The organism is Singulisphaera rosea, assembly GCF_054877945.1.
The window spans coordinates 98,759-117,774 of the sequence record NZ_JBTYIP020000032.1 but is presented as its reverse complement, the minus strand read 5'-3'; the positions used below and the strand labels follow the sequence as shown (position 1 = coordinate 117,774).

The 19,016-nt window shown below is 64.8% G+C and carries 12 protein-coding genes and 2 pseudogenes; 9 read left to right on the top strand and 5 right to left on the bottom strand.

Features of this window, described 5'->3' with window-relative positions; genetic code table 11:
- Positions 1–205: pseudogene (locus ACYOEI_RS34795) on the top strand (hypothetical protein); the annotation flags it as partial.
- Positions 206–412: 207 nt separating this feature from the next.
- On the opposite strand, the gene ACYOEI_RS34790 reads toward ACYOEI_RS34795, so the two are convergent.
- Entirely contained in the window at positions 413–706 is a 294-nt protein-coding gene (locus tag ACYOEI_RS34790) for a hypothetical protein (protein WP_462854829.1), read from the bottom strand.
- Positions 707–998: 292 nt separating this feature from the next.
- Between ACYOEI_RS34790 and ACYOEI_RS34785 the strand changes: the two genes are divergently transcribed.
- The 4 genes and pseudogenes from ACYOEI_RS34785 to ACYOEI_RS34770 all read left to right on the top strand — a co-directional run bounded on the left by ACYOEI_RS34785 (position 999) and on the right by ACYOEI_RS34770 (position 9,288).
- Positions 999–4,433 carry a PAS domain S-box protein gene (locus ACYOEI_RS34785; protein ID WP_462854828.1) on the top strand — a complete coding sequence of 1,145 codons (3,435 nt, stop codon included), beginning with the start codon at positions 999–1,001 and terminating at the stop codon, positions 4,431–4,433.
- A 107-nt stretch (positions 4,434–4,540) separates the two neighbouring features.
- Positions 4,541–4,621, top strand: a pseudogene (locus tag ACYOEI_RS34780) (hypothetical protein); the annotation flags it as partial.
- A 565-nt stretch (positions 4,622–5,186) separates the two neighbouring features.
- Entirely contained in the window at positions 5,187–5,519 is a 333-nt protein-coding gene (locus ACYOEI_RS34775; RefSeq protein ID WP_462854837.1) for a hypothetical protein, read from the top strand.
- 139 nt (positions 5,520–5,658) lie between these two features.
- Positions 5,659–9,288 (top strand): PAS domain-containing hybrid sensor histidine kinase/response regulator, encoded by a 3,630-nt coding sequence (locus tag ACYOEI_RS34770; RefSeq protein ID WP_462854826.1) that lies wholly within the window; start codon positions 5,659–5,661, stop codon positions 9,286–9,288.
- Positions 9,289–9,602: 314 nt separating this feature from the next.
- Here the strand turns inward: ACYOEI_RS34770 and ACYOEI_RS34765 are convergent, their stop codons facing one another.
- Complete coding sequence (locus ACYOEI_RS34765; protein ID WP_462854825.1) at positions 9,603–9,866, bottom strand: hypothetical protein; 264 nt, start codon at positions 9,864–9,866, stop codon at positions 9,603–9,605.
- Positions 9,867–9,903: 37 nt separating this feature from the next.
- Positions 9,904–10,104 carry a helix-turn-helix domain-containing protein gene (locus tag ACYOEI_RS34760; protein WP_462854824.1) on the bottom strand — a complete coding sequence of 67 codons (201 nt, stop codon included), beginning with the start codon at positions 10,102–10,104 and terminating at the stop codon, positions 9,904–9,906.
- Between the two features lie 681 nt (positions 10,105–10,785).
- Here ACYOEI_RS34760 and ACYOEI_RS34755 point away from each other — a divergent pair.
- The 4 genes from ACYOEI_RS34755 to ACYOEI_RS34740 all read left to right on the top strand — a co-directional run bounded on the left by ACYOEI_RS34755 (position 10,786) and on the right by ACYOEI_RS34740 (position 15,871).
- Positions 10,786–11,334: a methanogen output domain 1-containing protein gene (locus tag ACYOEI_RS34755; RefSeq protein WP_462854823.1), complete on the top strand. Its 549-nt coding sequence runs from the start codon at positions 10,786–10,788 to the stop codon at positions 11,332–11,334.
- A gap of 8 nt (positions 11,335–11,342) precedes the next feature.
- Positions 11,343–13,301, top strand: a complete 1,959-nt coding sequence (locus ACYOEI_RS34750) for a PAS domain-containing hybrid sensor histidine kinase/response regulator (RefSeq protein ID WP_462854822.1) — start codon at positions 11,343–11,345, stop codon at positions 13,299–13,301.
- Positions 13,302–14,108: 807 nt separating this feature from the next.
- On the top strand, positions 14,109–15,524 hold the full coding sequence (locus tag ACYOEI_RS34745; RefSeq protein ID WP_462854820.1) for a hypothetical protein: 1,416 nt from the start codon (positions 14,109–14,111) through the stop codon (positions 15,522–15,524).
- The gene (locus tag ACYOEI_RS34740) at positions 15,521–15,871 is read left to right on the top strand and encodes a ComEA family DNA-binding protein (RefSeq protein ID WP_462854819.1); all 351 of its coding nucleotides are present in this window, start codon (positions 15,521–15,523) and stop codon (positions 15,869–15,871) included. Before ACYOEI_RS34745 ends, ACYOEI_RS34740 begins: the two co-directional genes overlap by 4 nt.
- Before the next feature lie 134 nt (positions 15,872–16,005).
- Here the strand turns inward: ACYOEI_RS34740 and ACYOEI_RS34735 are convergent, their stop codons facing one another.
- Together ACYOEI_RS34735 and ACYOEI_RS34730 are read right to left on the bottom strand one after the other, a co-directional pair.
- Positions 16,006–16,392 (bottom strand): hypothetical protein, encoded by a 387-nt coding sequence (locus ACYOEI_RS34735; RefSeq protein ID WP_462854818.1) that lies wholly within the window; start codon positions 16,390–16,392, stop codon positions 16,006–16,008.
- Positions 16,393–16,835: 443 nt separating this feature from the next.
- Positions 16,836–18,821 (bottom strand): PAS domain-containing hybrid sensor histidine kinase/response regulator, encoded by a 1,986-nt coding sequence (locus tag ACYOEI_RS34730; protein ID WP_462854817.1) that lies wholly within the window; start codon positions 18,819–18,821, stop codon positions 16,836–16,838.
- Positions 18,822–19,016 lie beyond the last annotated feature (195 nt).

The window sequence follows — 19,016 nt, the reverse complement described above, 5'->3', positions numbered from 1 at the left end:
GCAGAGGTATACGGTGGAGCGGACGTTCGCGTGGCTGGGTCGATATCGTAGGCATAGCCGCGACTACGAGGTGCGTACGGAGTCGAGCGAGGCGATGATCAAAATCAGTTCAATTCATCGAATGCTCAGACTATTAAAAAAGGATGAGAAGAGGAAGCGTGCGGCCTTTAAATTCCGGGAAATTGAGGAAAAAGTTACCGGATAGCCTCTTACTGCCCTGATCCCAATCGGATCGAGCGCATTTGGAAGGACTTGCACGACAACGTCACTCGCAACCACCGCTGCGCGACGATGGCGGAATTGATGGTAGAAGAGCGAAGGTACCTCGCGGCACGAAACCGACGTGGTCGTCACACCTATGCCAAGGCGAATGTCGCATGACCCCGCGCGTCCCGGAATTCGACAAGGCTATTTAGAAGGCCCTTTCCGACCAGTCCGCCTGCTGGGCGGAGTTATCCCGATTGGGACGAGCGACGTTAGTCGCGGCGGCGGACCGGCTCGCCAGCGGATCCTCCGCTTGTTTCGGCTCATGCCTCTGTGCTCGGCCATGCGTGCCACGGCGAGTCGCCTCCGATTGGCCCGCGTTCTCCAGCATCCGCGCCCCGCCGGGTCGCCGACTCATGCCACGGTCCGCGAAGGCTTCGTTAGGGTGGGGCTCATCGGCGATCATCGTCGACAAGCCCCGATAGGAGCTGATCCATGGCATCCTCCGACCTCCGGGAACTCTCTCGCCACTCGCCCCGTGCACGATTCCGACTCGCCATATTGTTCGATATCTGTTAATATAACTAAAAATTTTTAGCAATGGCACGGCATGTGCACTAAATTTGAACTAATAAGGCTGCTGAGAATCCAATTGATGTCCGTCGCACTCCTTTAACGGATGACATCCCGACCCGCGACCGGTGGTCGACTGTGCCTCTCACCCGATTCGGAAGAAGAAATTTCTATCCGGACCTCCGAGCTATTCTCTGCCCAGCAGAGAGGGCCCCCTACGCATGCGTGGCTTCGCAACGAGCATCGTCGAGTCCGTCCGCCACCCGCTGTTGATCCTGGACCGTGACCTGCGCGTCCGCCGGGGGAACGCCGCGTTCTACCGTACCTTCGGTGTCACCAAGGAGGATACGGAAGGCTACCTCGTGCACGAATTGGGCGGGGGCCAGTGGGATATCGCGGTGCTGCGGGGGGTGCTGGACGCGGTCAATCGAGACGGCGAGACCTTCCAAGATTTCGAAATCGAACACGACTTCCCGCACGTTGGCATCAAGGTCCTGCTGCTCGACGCCCACCTCGTCTTCGACGCCGACGATGGCGCGTCAATGGTCCTGCTCGCCTTCGAGGATGTGACGGAACGAGTCCGGGCCCGCAAGGAGTTGCAGCGGCTCAGCCGGACGGAGCAGGCCGCATTACTCCTGGCCAGCGTCGTGGAGTCCTCCGATGACGCGATCCTCTCCAAGTCGCGCGAGGGCATGATCACTTCCTGGAACCCCGCCGCCGAGCGGCTCTACGGGTGGACGGCGGCGGAAGCGGTCGGCCGTCACGTATCGCTGATCGTCCCGGCCGACCGTGCGGACGAAGTCGCCCGGATCATGGATCGGCTGGAAGGCGGCGAACGGATCGAGCACTTCGAGACGGTACGGCTTCGCAAGGACGGTAAGCGGGTCGATGTGGCGATCACCGGGTCCCACCTCCGGGATCGGGACGGCCGGAACGTCGGGTACTCGTGGATCGGCCGGGATATCACCGCTCGCAAGCTGGCGGAGGAGGCCCTCGGGGCGACCGAGGAGCGGCTCCGCCTGTTCGTCGAGTACGTATCGGCGCCAATCGCCATGCTGGACAGGGACATGCGATACCTCCACGTCAGTCGACGATGGATGACCGATTACCGCCTGGGGGATCGCGACATCACCGGGCTGAGCCACTACGAGCTGTTCCCCGACGCTCCGCACTATTGGAAGGAGATCCATCAACGTTGCCTGGCCGGGGAGACCGACCGTTGCGAAGAGGCCAGGTTCGATCGGGGTGACGGCTCGGTCCAGTGGATCCGCTGGGAGATCCGACCCTGGCTTCTGCCGAGCGGCGAAGTCGGCGGGATCATCATGTTCACGGAAGACATCACCGAGCGCAAACATTCGGAGGAGGCCCTCCGGGTCGGCGAGGAGCGATACCGGACCTTGATCGCAGCGACCACTTCCATCGTCTGGGATTCTCCGTCGTCGGGGGCGTTCGATTCGGAGCAGCCGGGGTGGACGGCATTCACCGGTCAGGCGGTCGAACAACACCGGGGGTGGGGGTGGTTGGACGCCGTCCACCCGGACGATCGGGAGAACAGCGCGCGGGCGTGGGCGACGTCGATGGCGGAGCGTCGGGAATATCGGGTGGAACACAGGCTCCGGCGGGCGGATGGGGTGTACCGCTGTATGTCGGTACGGGCCGTGCCGATCCTCGCCCCCGGCGGGGCGATCCGGGAATGGGTCGGCGTGCATACCGACGTGACCGACCAATACCGAGCGGAGGCGGACCTTCGGTTGCGGGACCGGGCCATCCAGGCGGCCACCCAGGGCCTGCTCATCACCGACCCTGGCCGGCCGGACAACCCGATCGTCTACGCCAGCCCCGGATTCGAGCGGATCACCGGGTATACCTTCGAGGAAGCCCTCGGCCGGAACTGCAGGTTCCTCCAGGGCAAGGACACCGATCCCGCGGCCACGGCCCGGCTGCGCGCCGCGGTGCGGGCCGAGGAGGCCTGCACGGTCGAGTTGCTGAACTATCAGAAGCACGGGACGCCGTTCTGGAACGAGATGTCGATTTCCCCGATCCGCGACGCGGGCGGGCGGTTGACCAACTTCGTCGGCGTCCTCTCGGACGTCACGGCCCGGCGGGGCCTGGAAGAGCAATTCCGAGCGTCACAGAAACGGCTGGAGCACGTCGTGGCGTCCAGCCCCGCCGTCCTTCTCACGATGTCGGTCGCCGACGATCAAATCCAGGGTATCAGTTGGATCAGCGATAACCTGCGGGATGTGCTCGGGTACCAACCCGACGTGGTATCGGACCCGAACTGGTGGCTGGAACGTCTCCACCCGGAAGACCGGGACCGGGTCGACGCGGAGGCCCACACGACGTTATTCAGCCACGGTCGCACGAACCAGGAGTACCGTTTCCGCCACGAAGACGGCGGTTACCGGTGGTTGCGCGACGAGCGGCGGCTGATCCGCGATGCGACCGATCAACATCCGGAGATCGTCGCCTCGTGGTCGGATATCACCGAACGCAAGAGCCTGGAAGACCAGTTCCGACGGGCCCAGAAGATGGAGGCGTTCGGTCAACTCGCCGGGGGCGTGGCCCACGATTTCAACAACCTCCTCACCATCATCAACGGTTACAGCGAGTTGCTCCTCCAGAGGCTCCCTCAGGACGACCCGTCCCGGAAGCTGATCTCCGAGATCTACAAGGCCGGGGAGCGGTCGGCCGGGCTCACTCGTCAACTCCTGATGTTCAGCCGCCAGGAAGTCCTGGCCACGCAGGTCCTCGACCTGAACGAGGTGCTGGCCGACACCGACAAGATGCTCCGTCGGCTGATCGGGGAGGATGTCCGGCTGACCACCACGTTGGAATCCGAGCCTTGGGCGGTCCGTGCCGACCTCGGGCAGCTCGAGCAGGTGCTCTTGAACCTGGCCGTGAACGCCCGGGACGCGATGCCCGAGGGAGGCCGGCTGACGATCGAGACCCAGAATATCGAGCTGGATGCGGCCTACGTCCGCACCCACGAAGGCGCCCGCGCAGGCGAGCACATCCTCCTGAGCGTGACCGACACCGGGAGTGGCATACCCCCGGACGCGTTGGCGAATATCTTCGAGCCCTTCTTCACGACCAAGGAGCCGGGCAAGGGCACCGGGCTCGGATTGGCCACCGTGTACGGGATCGTCAAGCAGAGCGGCGGCCACATCGTAGTGTATAGCGAAGTCGGGATCGGCACGACGTTCAAGGTCTACCTGCCCCGAGTGGAGAAGGCGTCCGAGGTCTCGAAAGCCCCGTCCCGGAAGCCTCCCCTTTCTCACGGCACGGAAACGATCCTGTTGGCCGAGGATGAGGCCGGGGTGCGGACCCTGACCAGCTACGTCCTCGCCCAATGCGGGTACAAGGTGCTGGAAGCGAATAATGGAGACGAGGCCGTCCGGGTGGCGGCGGGGTATGACGGCCCCATCAACCTATTGATCACCGATGTCGTCATGCCCGGTGCAGGCGGCCGGGCCGTCGCCGAGCATATGACCGAGCAATACCCCGGGATGCGCGTGCTGTACATGTCCGGATACACGGACGATGCGGTCATCCGGCACGGGGTGCTGCGAGAGGGGATGAACTTCATCCAGAAGCCGTTCACACCCTTCGCGCTGGCGTCCAAGGTCCGCACGGTGCTGGACCGGGCCGATTAAGACAGGGCGTAATCCAATGCTGGAGACGGCGAACGACCGCGACGGAGCGAACACTCCGCCTCATCCTGGTCGCGGACGACGAGCCCGCGATCACCGAAATTGTAAGAATGGTGATGGAAGGGGAGGGCCAGCGGGTCGCCGTGGCCGGCGATGGCCAGTCGGCGCTGGAGCGAGCGGCGGAGAGCGTCCCCGACCTGGTAATCGTCGACATCGATATGCCGGAGGTGTCCGGATTCGAGGTCTGCCAGGGGCGAGATCGGCCCGACGATCTGCCGGAAGGACTCACCGGTGAGAGGGTCGGGCCCTTTGGCCGCCCGGTCGAGCCGGAGGAACATAGCACCCGATTCGGATCCCCGGACCTCGAGTCAAGCGGCGCGGTCGTCGATCATGGGGGTGAACTGCCGCGGTGCCTTTGTCGGCCTGACCTTGGCCCGAACGGGTACCGGGGTCGGCTCGACCTGCTTGAGAGGCAATGCCGCCGGGCGATCCCGGAGCGCCCGGCGGACCTCGTCCACTGGGGCTGCGCGGGCAACCCGGTCGCACTCCGGCAAGGGTGCTGCGGGGCAGGACGTGGCGTAGGACGCGAATGCTCGGTTCCTCGCACGAGTGATTCGGGCAGACTCCTCCGCGGTTCAGTCCGGATTGAATCATGGTTCACCTCATCTCCCGAGAGTCGACGACCGGGATCCAAGGATCGAACTCCGCGTCAAACTCGCTCCTGCTCGGATTCGCAGGGACACGGAAACGCGTACTATGGAGATGGAGGGTGGCGTGCTCGCCATCATCCCTTGCGCGCGAGACCGGGCCTGGCCCATCGCGACGACCTGGGCGGAGCTCGATGTCACCCGCGTCCGGTGCGACGATTTGACCGCGGCCCTGGACCTGGCGGAAGGGTTCGCTGACCTGATCCGGAAGTGGCCGCACGAGACACTGACCGACTGGCTGGCCCGAGGCGAGGCCTCCTCCAACCCGGACCTGCGGCGGTTCGACAAGGGTATCCGCCGTGACGAGTCGGCGGTGCACGCCGAGATTCGCGAGGCCGCCATCATCGAAAGTGCGGGAGAACCCAAAAAGCGGACAACTTAACACCTTGCCCGGCTTGGTGAGGGAACTCCTGGCGACCGGTAAGCTGGCCCATCCAGGTCAGTTTGGAGAGTTAGTCAGTCCCTGGGCCCTCGAATGCGAAACATCAGTCTAGCGACCTTCGCCAACGGAGTCGTTCATCATGTCCTGGTCCGCGAACGCGTTAGGTCGCATGTTCAGCTCCGACGGATTCGTCCCGCGTAGGGTCTGCGGCCTCTGGCCCGACTGGCTCGTCTGGGAGCACGTCGCGGGCAATGCCATGGTCTGGCTCGCCTACATCGCCATGCCGCTGATGATCTGGCGGTTGGGGGTGCGACGAGCGGAATGGTCGCCCTTCCGGGGGGTCATCCGCTCCTTCGCGCTGTTCATCGGCCTCTGCGGGCTGGGCCATTTCCTCGACATGCTCGCGTTCTTCTACCCGCTGTACCGGCTCTCGGGGCATGTCCTGGTGGCCACCGGGCTGGTCTCGGGCTGGACGGCCTGGTCGCTCCGCAAGGCGTGGCCAGCCCTCCTGGCGATGAGGAGCCCGATCGAGCTGGAGCGGGTGTTCGCCGAGCGGACGGCGGAGCTGACCCGCGCGCTCGACGACCTAAAACGCTTCGAGGTCGACCGGGCGTACCTCGCGACGATCGTCGAGTCGTCCGAGGACGCGATCGTGGGCAAGGACCTCGGCGGGGTCATCACGTCCTGGAACGTCGGCGCGGAGCGGATCTTCGGCTACTCGGCCGCCGAGTCGATCGGCCGCCCGATCGAGTTCCTCCTCCCCCCCGACCGCCTCGACGAGGAGGCGGCTATCCTGGAGCGGATCGGACGCGGAGAGCGGGTGGATCATTTCGAGTCGGTGCGGTTGAATAGGGTCGGGCGTCGGATCGACGTCGCTTTGACCATCTCTGCGATCCGAAATCCTGACGGCCGGATCCTCGGCGTTTCCCAGATCGCCCGTGATATCAGCGAGCACAAGCTAGCGGAGGCAACGCGGAGGCGGGACGAGGAGAAGTTCCGCCTGCTCGCCGAGTCGATCCCGCAACTCGCCTGGATGGCTCGGCCCGACGGCCACATCTTCTGGTACAACCGGCCCTGGTACGACTACACCGGCACGACCGCCGAGCAGATGGAAGGCTTGGGGTGGCAATCGGTCCACGACCCCGAGGTGCTCCCGGCGGTGATGGAACGCTGGAGCGGGTCGATCGCCAACGGCGAGCGGTTCGACATGGTCTTTCCGCTCCGGGGAGCCGACGGCCAGTTCCGCAAGTTCCTCACCCGGGTTGTGCCTACCCGAAGTGCCGACGGCCAGGTGCTCGGCTGGTTCGGAACGAATACCGACATCGATGAGCAGAAGCGGGCCGAGGAGGCGCTTCAGGACAGCGAGGAACGTCTCCGGCAGGCGAATGAGGACCTGGAGCGGCGGGTCCGCGAGCGGACCGTCGAGTTGGGACTGCAAGCCCGGCTCATCGATCAGGCTCACGACGCCATCCTGGTCCGCGATAGGGCGGGCGTGATCTCCTCCTGGAACCAGGGGGCAGAGCGGCTCTATGGATGGACCGGCGCGGAGGCCGTGGGACACATCTCCCACGAACTGCTGGAGACGCGTTTCCCGAGGCCGTTGGCCGAAATCGAGGCGGAGCTCGAGGAGCTGGGGTCATGGGACGGGGAGCTGAACCACGTCCGTCGGGATGGGGTCCACATCGTCGTCGCGAGCCGCTGGGTGGTTGATCGCGACAGCTCGAACGGCGGGGCGGTCCTCGAGGTCAACAGCGACATCACCGAACGCAGGGCGTCCGAGGAATCGCTCCGGCGGGGCGAGGCGGCATTGAGGGAGTCGCAACGGCTGGCCGGGGTCGGCAGTTGGGAGTGGGACCCGGTCGCGGACGTCGTGAACTGGTCGGACGAACTCTATCGGATCGCGGGTCGAGACCCGGCCCTGCCGCCGCCCCGCTATGCAGAGCACGACCAGCTCTACACCCCGGAGAGCCTCGCCCTCCTGAAACCGGTGGTGGCCAGGGCCCTCGAGATCGGGGAGCCCTACGAGGTCGAGCTGGAGATGACCCGCGAAGACGGCCTCCATCATTGGATCATCGCCAGGGGCGAGGCGATCCGCGACGCGAGCGGTCGGGTCGTCAGGCTCCAGGGCACGTCGCAGGACATCACCGAGCGAAGGGCACAGCACGAGGAACTCCGACAAGCCCACGATCAGGCGGTCGCGGCCACTCAGGCCAAGGGGGATTTCCTCGCCAACATGAGCCACGAGATCCGGACGCCCATGAACGGCGTGATCGGCATGACCGACCTGCTCCTGGACACCCAGCTCAATGATCTCCAGCGCCGCTACGCCGAGACGATCCGCACCAGCGGCGAGGCCCTGATCACGGTCATCAACGACGTCCTCGACATTTCCAAGATCGAGGCCGGCAAGCTGAAGATCGAGGCGGTGGACTTTGACCTTCGCACCGTGATGGAAGAGGTGGTCGACTTGGTCGCGACCATGGCCGAACAGAAGGGCCTGAAAATCCGCTGCCGGGTGGCGCCGGATGTCCCCGGCCGACTGGTGGGCGACCCGGTCCGCATCCGCCAGGTGCTCACCAACCTGGTCGGCAACGCCGTCAAGTTCACCGACCTCGGCACGGTCGATCTTGGGGCGGAATTGATCGCCGATGACGGACCATTCGCCAAGCTCCGAATCCTGGTCCGGGACACCGGCATTGGCATCCCCGAGGACCACCAGGCCGATATCTTCGATAGTTTCATGCAGGTCGAGGGCGGGAACAGCCGCTCATACGGCGGCACGGGTCTCGGTCTCGCGATCTGCCAGAAGCTCACGCAGCTCATGGGGGGGAGGATCGGCCTGGAGAGCCGCCCCGGCTTCGGGAGCACCTTCTGGTTCGAAGTCTCCCTCGGCAGGGGGCAAGGCGAGCCCGACGTGTCGGCCGAAGGGTTGCAGGGGCTCCGCGTGCTGGTCGTCGACGACGAGGAGACCAACCGCGTGATCCTCCGGGAGACGCTCCGCTCCTGGGATTGCCGACCCGAGGTGTCCGCCTCCGGCGTCGATGCCCTGTCCAGGCTCCTGTCGAATGACGGGGATGAAGGATTCGGGCTCATCTTCCTCGATCAGGAGATGCCGGGCATGGACGGGGAGCAGTTGGCCCGCGTCATCAAAGCCATCCCGCGCCATGCCGGTGTCCCGCTGGTGCTCCTCTCCTCGCTCAGCTCGCCCGCAGGGGGCGTGGAATTCGACCCCGGCCTCTGGGCCGCACGGCTAACGAAGCCGATCCGACGCTCGCAGCTCTACAACATCCTCCGCCGGGCTGTCGCCTCGCCCGTCCCCCTCCATACCCATCCGCGATACGTTGACGACGAGCGAAGGAAGCCGCCCCTGGCGCTCAAAATCCTCCTGGCCGAGGACAACGAGGTCAATCGCATGGTGGCGACCCGACTGGCGGAGCGGCTCGGTTGCGTCGTGGAGTCCGTCTGCAACGGCCGCGAGGCGATCGAGGCCCTCGGTCGCGGCCGCCACGACGTCGTCCTGATGGACGTGCAGATGCCGGAGATGGACGGACTCGCCGCCACGGCCGCGATCCGCGAGCGCGAGCGGGGGTCCGACCGGCACGCCCCAATCATCGCCCTGACGGCGCATGCGATGCAGGGGGACCGGGAGCGGTTCCTGGCGGCCGGGATGGACGACTATCTCACGAAGCCGCTCAAGCTAGGCCCTCTTCGCGAGGCCCTCCTCGCCTGGAGTTTCGGAAGCGAGCGTGCGATGTCGGCGGAAGGATAACTCACGGAAACCGCATTTCAGTCGTTCTCCGTCGAGGCACTGAGGGACCTGTGCGGGGGTGAGCTGACGCACATCCGCGAGGTCCTCGGAAGTCTGCTGGGGACAGGTACTGGAGCGGGCCATCGTCCAGAGAGTGGACTGCTGCCGTTTCGTGACGATGAGCTTACGTGCCCTCCCAGGCATGGCTCCGACTCCCAGGTGTTTCGTGAAGGTAGGCAGGTTTTGGGGGTTATCGCAAAGGATCCCCGATCGTGGTAGACCGATTTAGCCGGGATGTACTAGTTGGAGTGCGCGACCCACTGTCCCGCGAGGGACTAGCGGGTCGCCATAAGGACATCTCCGGCCTGGGGAACGCGCGAGCCGAGGAGGTAAACGAGAATCGGCTCGGCCGTAGTGCTCTCGAAGCGTAGAGGCGAGCCCTCCTCGGGCTCGTCATCGTCGGCGATGAGAAGCGGGCGGGCGGCCAAGGATCGGCCCAGCGAGGTCGGCTTGTTGCCGAGATCGACGATCCCGACCAGGCAATTCCCGGACTCGAGGGCCTCGCGAGTCCGCGACTCTTGATCTGTCGATCCATTCACGATGAGGACTCCCAAGGGTTGTCGTTGATTAGTCGAGTCATGCAGGGACGAATGACCGGATCGCCCCGAGCAGGTCCCGTCCCCGCGTCGTCAGGCGATGGGACGCAGACCGGCCGAGGCGGATCCGCTCCACCAGGCTGTCATGCCGGAGCGTCGCGAGCATGTGGCTCATCGTCGACGGGTGCTGGCCCAGCGCCCGGCAGAGATCCGAGACGCCGCGCTCGCCCGGGCCGAGCAACCACAGGGATGGCGAGCCGCGAGGGGCTCACGGCAACCTGGAGGATCGTGGCGGCCTTCGCGATCGATTCGACTGGCATGGCTTGGGGCTGTGAGGTTGCCACTGTGACGGACATGGTCGCCGCTCCGCTCGACCTACGATACGTCGGTATATGGTCCTAGGATAATTGATACTATCATTAAACTGTCACATTGATATCCCGAAAAAGTTATTAGAACTGATTACCCGTATGGCCGCTGGACCTGGGAGGACTCCAGGGAACGGCGCTCCGATTGGTCTCTCGAGGGTCGGGTTGCCTCCTCGGCCGGGCCGCGTTAGCCTGGGAGTTGTGCTGCGTCCCGGCAATAACGGGGCATGATCTCACGGCCCCGGCCGACGCATGAGGCCTCTTGTTTGGCTTGACAGGCTCCATGCCCGTGCTATCGAGATGGGGCCAGTGAGGCGAAGTCCTCCTAGTCGGCGGAGACCGCCTTGCAAGGGTGGCTACTTCGCGAGTTCTCTGGGCCGACGCTCGGGATCGCCCACACATGGGATGTGATCGAGGCGCCGAGAGGCCCCCGCCCGCGTGCCAGGAATGCTGGCTGGACTCTGGGTCCGCCTCATGCTCCAATTCACGCCCGGACGGATCCAGGGATGCGTCCTGACGAGCCTCCCCCGCGTGCACGCTGACGGAGTCAGATCATGTCATCCGCCCCGATCCCCTCGAGTACCGCCCTGACGGTCGTGCAGGCCCTGGACGTCCCCCTGGATCGCGACGTCTTCCTCCGGACCCTGATCCGGGAACTGGCGGGTACGCTCCAGGATGTGGTCGGAATGGAAGAGGCTTCGGGCTTCGTCAGCGTGGTTGGCCAGAAGGTCGGAGAGCAGATCAACGCAAGTTACAAGGCGGCCCTGGGCGTCTCCCGGCTCGACCGGTCGCAGGTCGCGGCGGTCCTGGTCGATCTGAAGCGACGCATCCGGGGCGACTTCTTCATCATCGAGGAAGACGAGGAGAAGATCGTCTTCGGCAACAGAGCCTGTCCATTCGCCGAAAAGGTCGTGGGCCGCCCGGCCATGTGCATGATGACTTCCAACGTCTTCGGAGGCATCGCGGCGGAGAACCTCGGATACGCGAAGGTCGTGCTCGAGGAGACCATCGCAGAGGGCGATCCCGGGTGCCGCGTGGTGGTCTATCTGAAGCCGACCGCCCGGGCGGATGCCGCCTCGGGGCGGGAATACTTCCAGGGATAGGCGAGACCATGGCACTCGACGCGTTCCTCAAGGTCATCGAACGCCTGCCCGAGCCATGGCTTCTCGTTGCGGGCGACGGAGTGATCCTCGGCGCCAACCGCCGTCTCGCTCGGCTCGGACTCGAACCGGATGAGCTCCGCGGCAAGAGGCTCGCCGACGTGACGGCCCAGTCATCCGAGGCCGTCGCGGATTATCTCCGGCGATGCTCGAAGACGTCATCCCCCCTGCCGGGAACCCTGACACTCCGGGGGATCGACGGCCGGGAACTCGCCTGCCGGGCGAATGGATGCGTCCTCCACCCTTCAACGGATGCCCCCCGGGCTGTCATCATGCTCCGCCTAGAGTCGAAGGGCACATCGATCGGCCAATTCCTGGCGCTGAATCAGAAAATCGACGAACTCGGGAGGCAGATCCGGAGGCGACAGCGGGTTGAGGACGAACTGCGGGAGCAGAAAGAATGGCTCGGCGTGACTCTTTCGAGCATCGGGGATGCCGTCATTGCGACCGATACCGAGGGCCGGATCATCTTCATGAACCCGGTCGCCCAGGCCTTGACCGGCTGGGGCCAGGACGAGGCGTCAGATCGCCCGCTTGCCGAGGTCTTCCGGATCATCAACGAGGAGACTCGCCACACGGTCGAGAACCCGGTCGACAAGTGCCTCAGGGAAGGCACTATTGTCGGCCTCGCCAACCACACTCTCCTCATCGCCAAAGACGGGACCGAGCATTCGATCGACGACACGGCCGCCCCGATCCGCGAGCCCGGCGGCCAGGTCAAGGGTGTCGTGCTCGTGTTCCATGACGTGGGCGACCGGCGGACGATGGAGCGGGAACTCTACTCCCGGGCGGAGAAGCTCGCCGAGAACGACCGCAGGAAGGATGAGTTCCTGGCGATGCTCGCCCATGAGCTCCGGAATCCGCTCTCCTCCATCAACAACGCGGTCCAGCTCCTCGGGAAGTTGAAGACCCATGAGGAACATCTTTGGGCAAAGGACGTCGTCCAAAGGCAAGTGAAGCACCTTGCCCGGTTGATTGACGACCTCCTGGACGTCTCGCGGATCTCGCGGGGTAAAATCCGCCTCCGAAAGGAGACCCTCGATCTCTCGCCTGTCGTCGGTGCCGCAGTCGAGGCTGTCCGGCCCTTCATGGAGGAGCGGAAACACGAGCTGGGCGTCTCCCTCGTCAACGAGGGCCTACGACTCGAGGCCGATCCGATCCGGCTCGAGCAGATCCTCGTCAACCTGCTGACGAACGCCGCCAAGTATACCGAGGCCGGGGGACGGATCACGCTCATGGCCTGTCGGGAGCGTGGCGAGGTCGTGATCACGGTCCGGGACAATGGTATGGGTCTCGCCTCGGAGTTGTTGCCCCGTGTCTTCGAGCTCTTCGCCCAGGGTGACCGGACGATCGCCCGGTCCGAGGGGGGGCTTGGGATCGGCTTGACCCTCGTCAGGAAGCTCGCGGAAATGCACGGCGGAACTGTGGTCGCGGCCAGCGAAGGCCCGGGCAAAGGGAGCGAATTCACGGTTCGGCTTCCCGCATTGGTGGACGCGACCAGTCGGTCGCCGAGCCGAGGGGTGAGGCTCCCACGGGTTGCACTCCAGAACTCGCGCGTGCTCGTCGTCGACGACAATGCCGATAGCGCGACGGCGCTTGCGAGGATCTTACGACTCCTCGGGCACGATGTCCGGGTCGCTAACGATGGCCCGGCCGGAATCGAGGAGGCCCGCGCCCACCGACCCGAGGTCGTGCTCCTGGACATCGGCCTGCCGGGGATGGACGGCTACGAGGTCGCCGAGCGACTGAGGGCCGAGGCGAGTTGCCAGTCGGCGTACGTCATCGCGGTGACCGGATACGGCCGTGGGGAGGACCTCCGCCGCTCCCGAGCGGCGGGGTTCGACTATCACTTGGTGAAGCCGGTGGATTATGACACCCTGCTGGCGCTATTCGCCCCCCGGACGGATTGAAGCCCATCCCGCTGACTTCGCCGAAGTGGTGGCCACCCGTCGACCATCTTGACGACGCTGGCGAATATTTCTTTACATCAAGATAAATTCATAGGATGACCGACGAGCGACGTTGGCCGTTGAGTCGGCCGAGCTGATCTGACACCATGGGTCCATGCCGAGTCCGAGAGCCAGCGGCGCGCTCTGGGTATCGCCGAGGATTCAATGCCTGATCCGAAACCGTCCATCCCCTCAAGGGCCAGCCCAGGGCGTGCTACCAATCGCTGCGTAGTCGCTCTCGCCCATCTGAAACCCGCGGCGATGTGGGGCATGCGACTCGGAGCACTGGTCTCGTGGTGGGCCATCATGGGAGCCGTCGCGGCCTGGAGTTTGCCTGCGGGCGCGAGCCCACTCTTGTCGATAGCATTAGGATTCTTCGTGGTAAGCGCCACGGTTGGCGTCCTGGTCGTGAGAATGGTCCTCGCCGGTCGCCCTGGCAGATAGAACTTGCTTGAGCAGACCATGCTGGCCGAGTTTGATGGCCTCATCCAACCCCCACGACGGAAGTCGGGGAACGCCCAAATTTTTCGTGGGGTCAGGAGTATGTAGGAATCGACCTCCAACCAAATGGCCTGGCCAAGCACAGCTTGCGCAGACACCGTAGATCGTGAGATGAGCTCCGAATTTATGCGTCGGACCAGTCCCCCTTGAAACTCGATGCCAACACGATATCTCCTTCAACCTATTCGGATCCGAATCACGATAAAATCGCCAAGGTTTCAAGCCTAAGCGAATACATGGTCTTCCCGGTTCCGGAGTGGCCTGTTGATGGCGATTTCGAAGCTTGCCTCTTCACTTCTTGTCGGCCTCATCTTGATCACCCTTACCCAACGGGGCTACTCGCAAGAATCCGGATCTTCAGCATCGAGTCCGACGGCGCCGGCCCGGTCGGCTGCTGACCCGTCGCCGGATCCTAACCTGGCGGCCTCGTCTCCGTCGATTCCTGGGGCGAGGCCGCCTGAGGGATCCGAGGAGGCTGCCGCACGCCGTGGGTTCGGTGGCTTCGTACCGCTGCCCCTCCCTTCGGCCCGGTCCGCTCCTCCGGGTGTTCCCCCTAGGTTTGGCCGCCCGAGGCCCGGTGGCATCTTCGACCCCGGGGCGACGGGGCCGGGGATCAGCCAAAAGGAGCAGAACTTCCTCGATGGGGCACTCGACCCCGACACCGGCTGGCCGTTCGTCTTCCTCGACCATTTCGCCCCCAGGCCCGAACGCGTCGAGCGTTTCTGGGTCGTGGATACCCGCGAGTGTCCCCAGGAGATGGGATCCGACCCCTGGTCAAAACTGCGAGTCCAACATTTCGATGCGCAGGGCCACCTGGTCGACACCGATCCGGCGATCCTGTTTTCCCAGGCGGCGGGATCCCCGGTCCTGATCCAGGTACAAGGGAGTTTGACGACGCCCGACATCGCGCTCGGTGGCTTGCTCTGGACGCACAGTTGGCTGGAACGCAACCGGGCGATCTTGCCCGGCACGGTGATCATCGCATTCGACTGGCCGAGCCAGCGGGTCTATTCTAACGACGTGCGTGACATCAACGAAAAGGGTCGGCGTGCCTACATCGCCGGCTATCACCTCGCTCGCTTCGTCCAGGCGTTCCCAACCCAAAGCCGGATCTGCCTGTTGGGCCAGAGCTATGGAGGACGCGTCGTCCCTTCAGCGGTCCATCTGTTGGGCGGCGGCCGGTTGAACAGCCAGGACCACGACCCGAAGGTCGGCCTCCCGATGATGCGGCCTGACCTCTTCATCCACGCGGTGATCCTGGCCGGTGCCAGCGACCACACCTGGCTCAACCCGTCCGCACGACTCGATCACGTGCTGCTCGGCTGCCAGGCGTTCCTGAACTTGTACAACCGGCGCGACGAGGCCCTCCGCTTCTATCCCATGCTCTCGCGGAGCGATCACCACAGATCGTTAGGGAAACTCGGGCTCACCAACCACGACTTTGGGAAGCTCGGCCCTCTGGCCGCCCGCTATTTCGAGCATGACCTCCACGACCTACTCGGTCAGGAACACACCCTCCTGGATGCCGTGGCCAACCGCCAGATCGCCAGGTGGATCGCACCCTACGTGTGGGCACCAGACCCGGGTCCCTCCGAGCCCTGGGAGGAGACCCAGTCTCGACTCGACTCTCGCGGCAATCGTGGCCGAGGGTGGCTATTCCGCCTCAGGGGCACGAGCAATTGAGACCGCCCATCGCCTCGCCGTGTGCAGCGTCGGAGCGACGAACGACTACGGGCACCCGAGCCCCCAGACGCTCGCGCTGGTGGCACGCCAGGGCGTCCGGTTGCTCCACGGACCTGGACGGGACGGTCGAGGTCCAGAGCGATGGGAGGACCTGGAGCGTCGTCGAGCGACACCTCGCGACTCGAGGGCCGCCGGCCGGGAAGGGCCAGCGGAGACTCGAGAAGGGCGGGACGTCGGGCCTGGTGAACATCAACACGGCGAGCCTGGCCGAGCTCGAGGCGCTGCCGGGAATCGGGAAGACGCTGGCGAGGCGGATCGGCGAGGGAAGGCCGTGCCGGGCAGGTTGAGGATCTCGAACGGGCCAAATCCTACTGCTGGGATAAGGTGGGGCGGATGGCGTCGGGGATGGTAAGCGGGAGATGAAACGGGCCTCCCGGCGTACTCCAAGCGACACCCAATGGGTGTCATCGCCACCACCGGATTACGTCCACGGTGACGAGTGAGAACCTTCGTCACCGCTAGCGGTCGTCCCCTGCTGTCCATGGTCGATCAGCCGTTCGTGGGTCCCCGCAAACTCCGCCTGCCGGGCGTCGGCCAAGGCGAGTTCGAAGGCTGCCATGAAGTCGGCGTCGAGGCGTCGGCCGACCTCGGAGCCGTATCGGCCCACGAGCCGCTCCCCCACCGGAATGGCGACCAGTTCCACCGCATCGCCGAGCGAGGTTTCCCAATCCGAGAGTCGCCCCACGACGACGGCGATCTCGGCGACCAGCTTCGCCTTCGAGCGTAACCAACGCTCGGTGTCATGGTAACGGTCCAAAGTGGCCAGACAGGAATCGATCGTCTCCCGGACCTGCTGTTCGCGGACCATGCATGAGTCCCCTGCGACTCGCCGTCCAAGCATGCCTTCGAGCGGGGTAATCACCGACGCCCTCGAAGCCCCCTGCGGAGCAGGGACGGCAGCGAGGGATGCGGCATGCTCACCATACCAGACAGGGGCGAACGCACCAACAGCGTTTCGAGATCTGTCCAAATTCATACGTCAGGAGGGCGGCATGGCCTTCCATCCGTTCGGCGCGTACCCATCCCCTTTGCGAGCCTCAATAGCCATGCCGGTCAGGGACGTATCCTCCACTCCAGCCGAGTCGGAAGCGGAGGCAACCCGGCAGCAACGGCCCGTCCATCGGGCCGGGAAGGCGTCGGTCGATCTTCAAGCCGCGGGGCTGGCCCCTTCGCAGGACGACTTGCGGAAGCGCGTTGGTCGAACCAAGTGATCATGAGGCCGGGGCCAACGTCGATGGTTTTAGGCAAACCCTATATCCCGTCGATCCTGCCGGCGAGGCTCGCCACGACCGCCGCCAGCTCCGCCGGGTCGACCGGCTTCGTCACGTGGATCTGGAACCCGGCCAGCAAGGCCCGCCTGCGTTCCTCCGGGCGTGCGAAGGCCGTGAGGGCCGCCGCGGGGAGGTCTTTGGCCGAGTGCTTTGACCTTACCTTCCGGATGAAACTGTATCCGTCCTCGTCGGGCATCCCGATGTCGCTGACGATCACATGAGGGTGGGATCGTCCGAGGGCCTGCATCGCCTCCGGTGCCGACGAAGCCAGGGTCACTTCGGCTCCGCAGCGTTCCAGGGCTCGCCTCAAGAGCTCGCGGGCATCCGGCTCGTCGTCGACAACCAGCACACTTACACCTGCCAGTGAAACCGCCGTAACGCTCGCCCCCGAGTCGCTCGGCTTGGTCTTCTCGGATCCCGACGGTCGCGGGTGCACGACCGTGATCGGCAACGTCACGATGAAGTGGGCGCCTTGACCCTCTCCAGGGCTTTTCACCCGTACCGACCCGCCGTGCAGTTCGACGAGTTGCTTGACGATCGACAGTCCGAGCCCGAGGCCACCTTGCCTCCTCGTCGTGGAGGAGTCGGCCTGGCGGAATCGGTCGAAGACCAGCGGCAAGAAGTCGGGCGCGATACCGACTCCGCTGTCGATGACGCTGATCTCGATGTGCGAGTTGACCCGCTCCAGCAGGATTTTTACCTTGCCACCCTTGGGGGTGAACTTCACCGCGTTGGAGAGCAGGTTCCAGACGACCTGCTGGAGCCTGGCGAAATCCCCGGAAACGGGGCCCGCGATCGAATCGAGTACCTTCTGGAGCCGGATCCCCTTGGAGATCGCGGCCGGAGTCACGGCCGCGATCGCGGCCTCGATGACCTCTTGGATGTCGACCGGTCGGACTTCGAGCCGAAAATTGCCCGAGACGATCCGGGAGATGTCGAGGATGTCCTCGATGATCTGTGCTTGCGCGACTGCGTTTCGCTCGATCGCGGAGAGCCCATCTTCGAGGTCCGTCGGGTCGACCGGCCCGGAGTGGAGGATCTTCGCCCAACCGAGGATGGCGTTCAGGGGCGTGCGCAGCTCGTGGCTGAGCGTCGCGAGGAACTCGTCCTTCATGCGGTTGGCGGACTCGGCCTCCTGCCTTGCCGTCTGAGTCTGTTCCAACAAGGCCGCCATCGCGGCCTCGGTACTCTTCCGGGCGGAGATGTCGTGGGCGATCTTGGACGCCCCGATGATCTTCCCCTGGCGGTCGCGGACGGGCGAGATGGTCAAGGAGATGTCGATCAGCCGGCCGTCCTTGGTGCGCCGGACGGTCTCGAAGTGCTCGACTCGCTCGCCTCGCTGGAGTCGTCTCAGGATCTCGGGTTCTTCGTTGTGACGATCGGGCGGGATGATCAGGGTGATGGGATGGCCGACCGCCTCGTGGGCCGCGTAGCCGAAGAGGCGTTCGGCCCCGGCGTTCCACGAACGGATCACCCCGTCGAGGGTCTTGCTGACGATCGCATCATCGGACGAGTCGACGATGGAGGCCAGAAGGGCTCGGGTTTCCTCGGCACGCCGACGTTCCGTGAGGTCGCGGAAAACAAGGACTGCCCCCGCGGCATCTCCATTGCGGGCGTTGACGAATGTCGTCGACAGTTCGATGGCTCGCTCGGTCCCGTCGCGCCCTTGCAGGATTACCCGCCGTGTAGTCGGCGCCGAGTCCCCTTCGTCGGGACGTGGTCCCGAGAGATTCTCGACCGCTCGCCCGGTCTCCTCCTCGGTGAGACGGAGTAGCTCGGCCAGGGGCCGTCCGATCGAATCGGCCTGGGACCAACCGGTCATGACTTCGGCCTCGCGGTTGAGGAACGTCACATGTCCCCCGGCGTCGGCGGCGATGACGCCCTCGACGATGCTCAAGAGCACGATCCGCTCCCACTCGGACTGAGTCGGCGACGGGACGTGTTCTCGAGGAAAGTGCGCAGTCATGCTCGTGGTTTCCTGCCAAGCCTTCGAGGAGGCGGAGCCTGCGTCCGGCTCTTCGTTTGCTACGGCACCGATGTTCAAGGCAAATTCCTTAGTCGATCAGCTTCCTTTGCAGCAAGTGTTGTGCCGACCGTCGGGAATAAGCATGGAGAAGGACGTGGGCAATGTTGAGGCGTTGGCATTCTTGGCCGAGGCTTC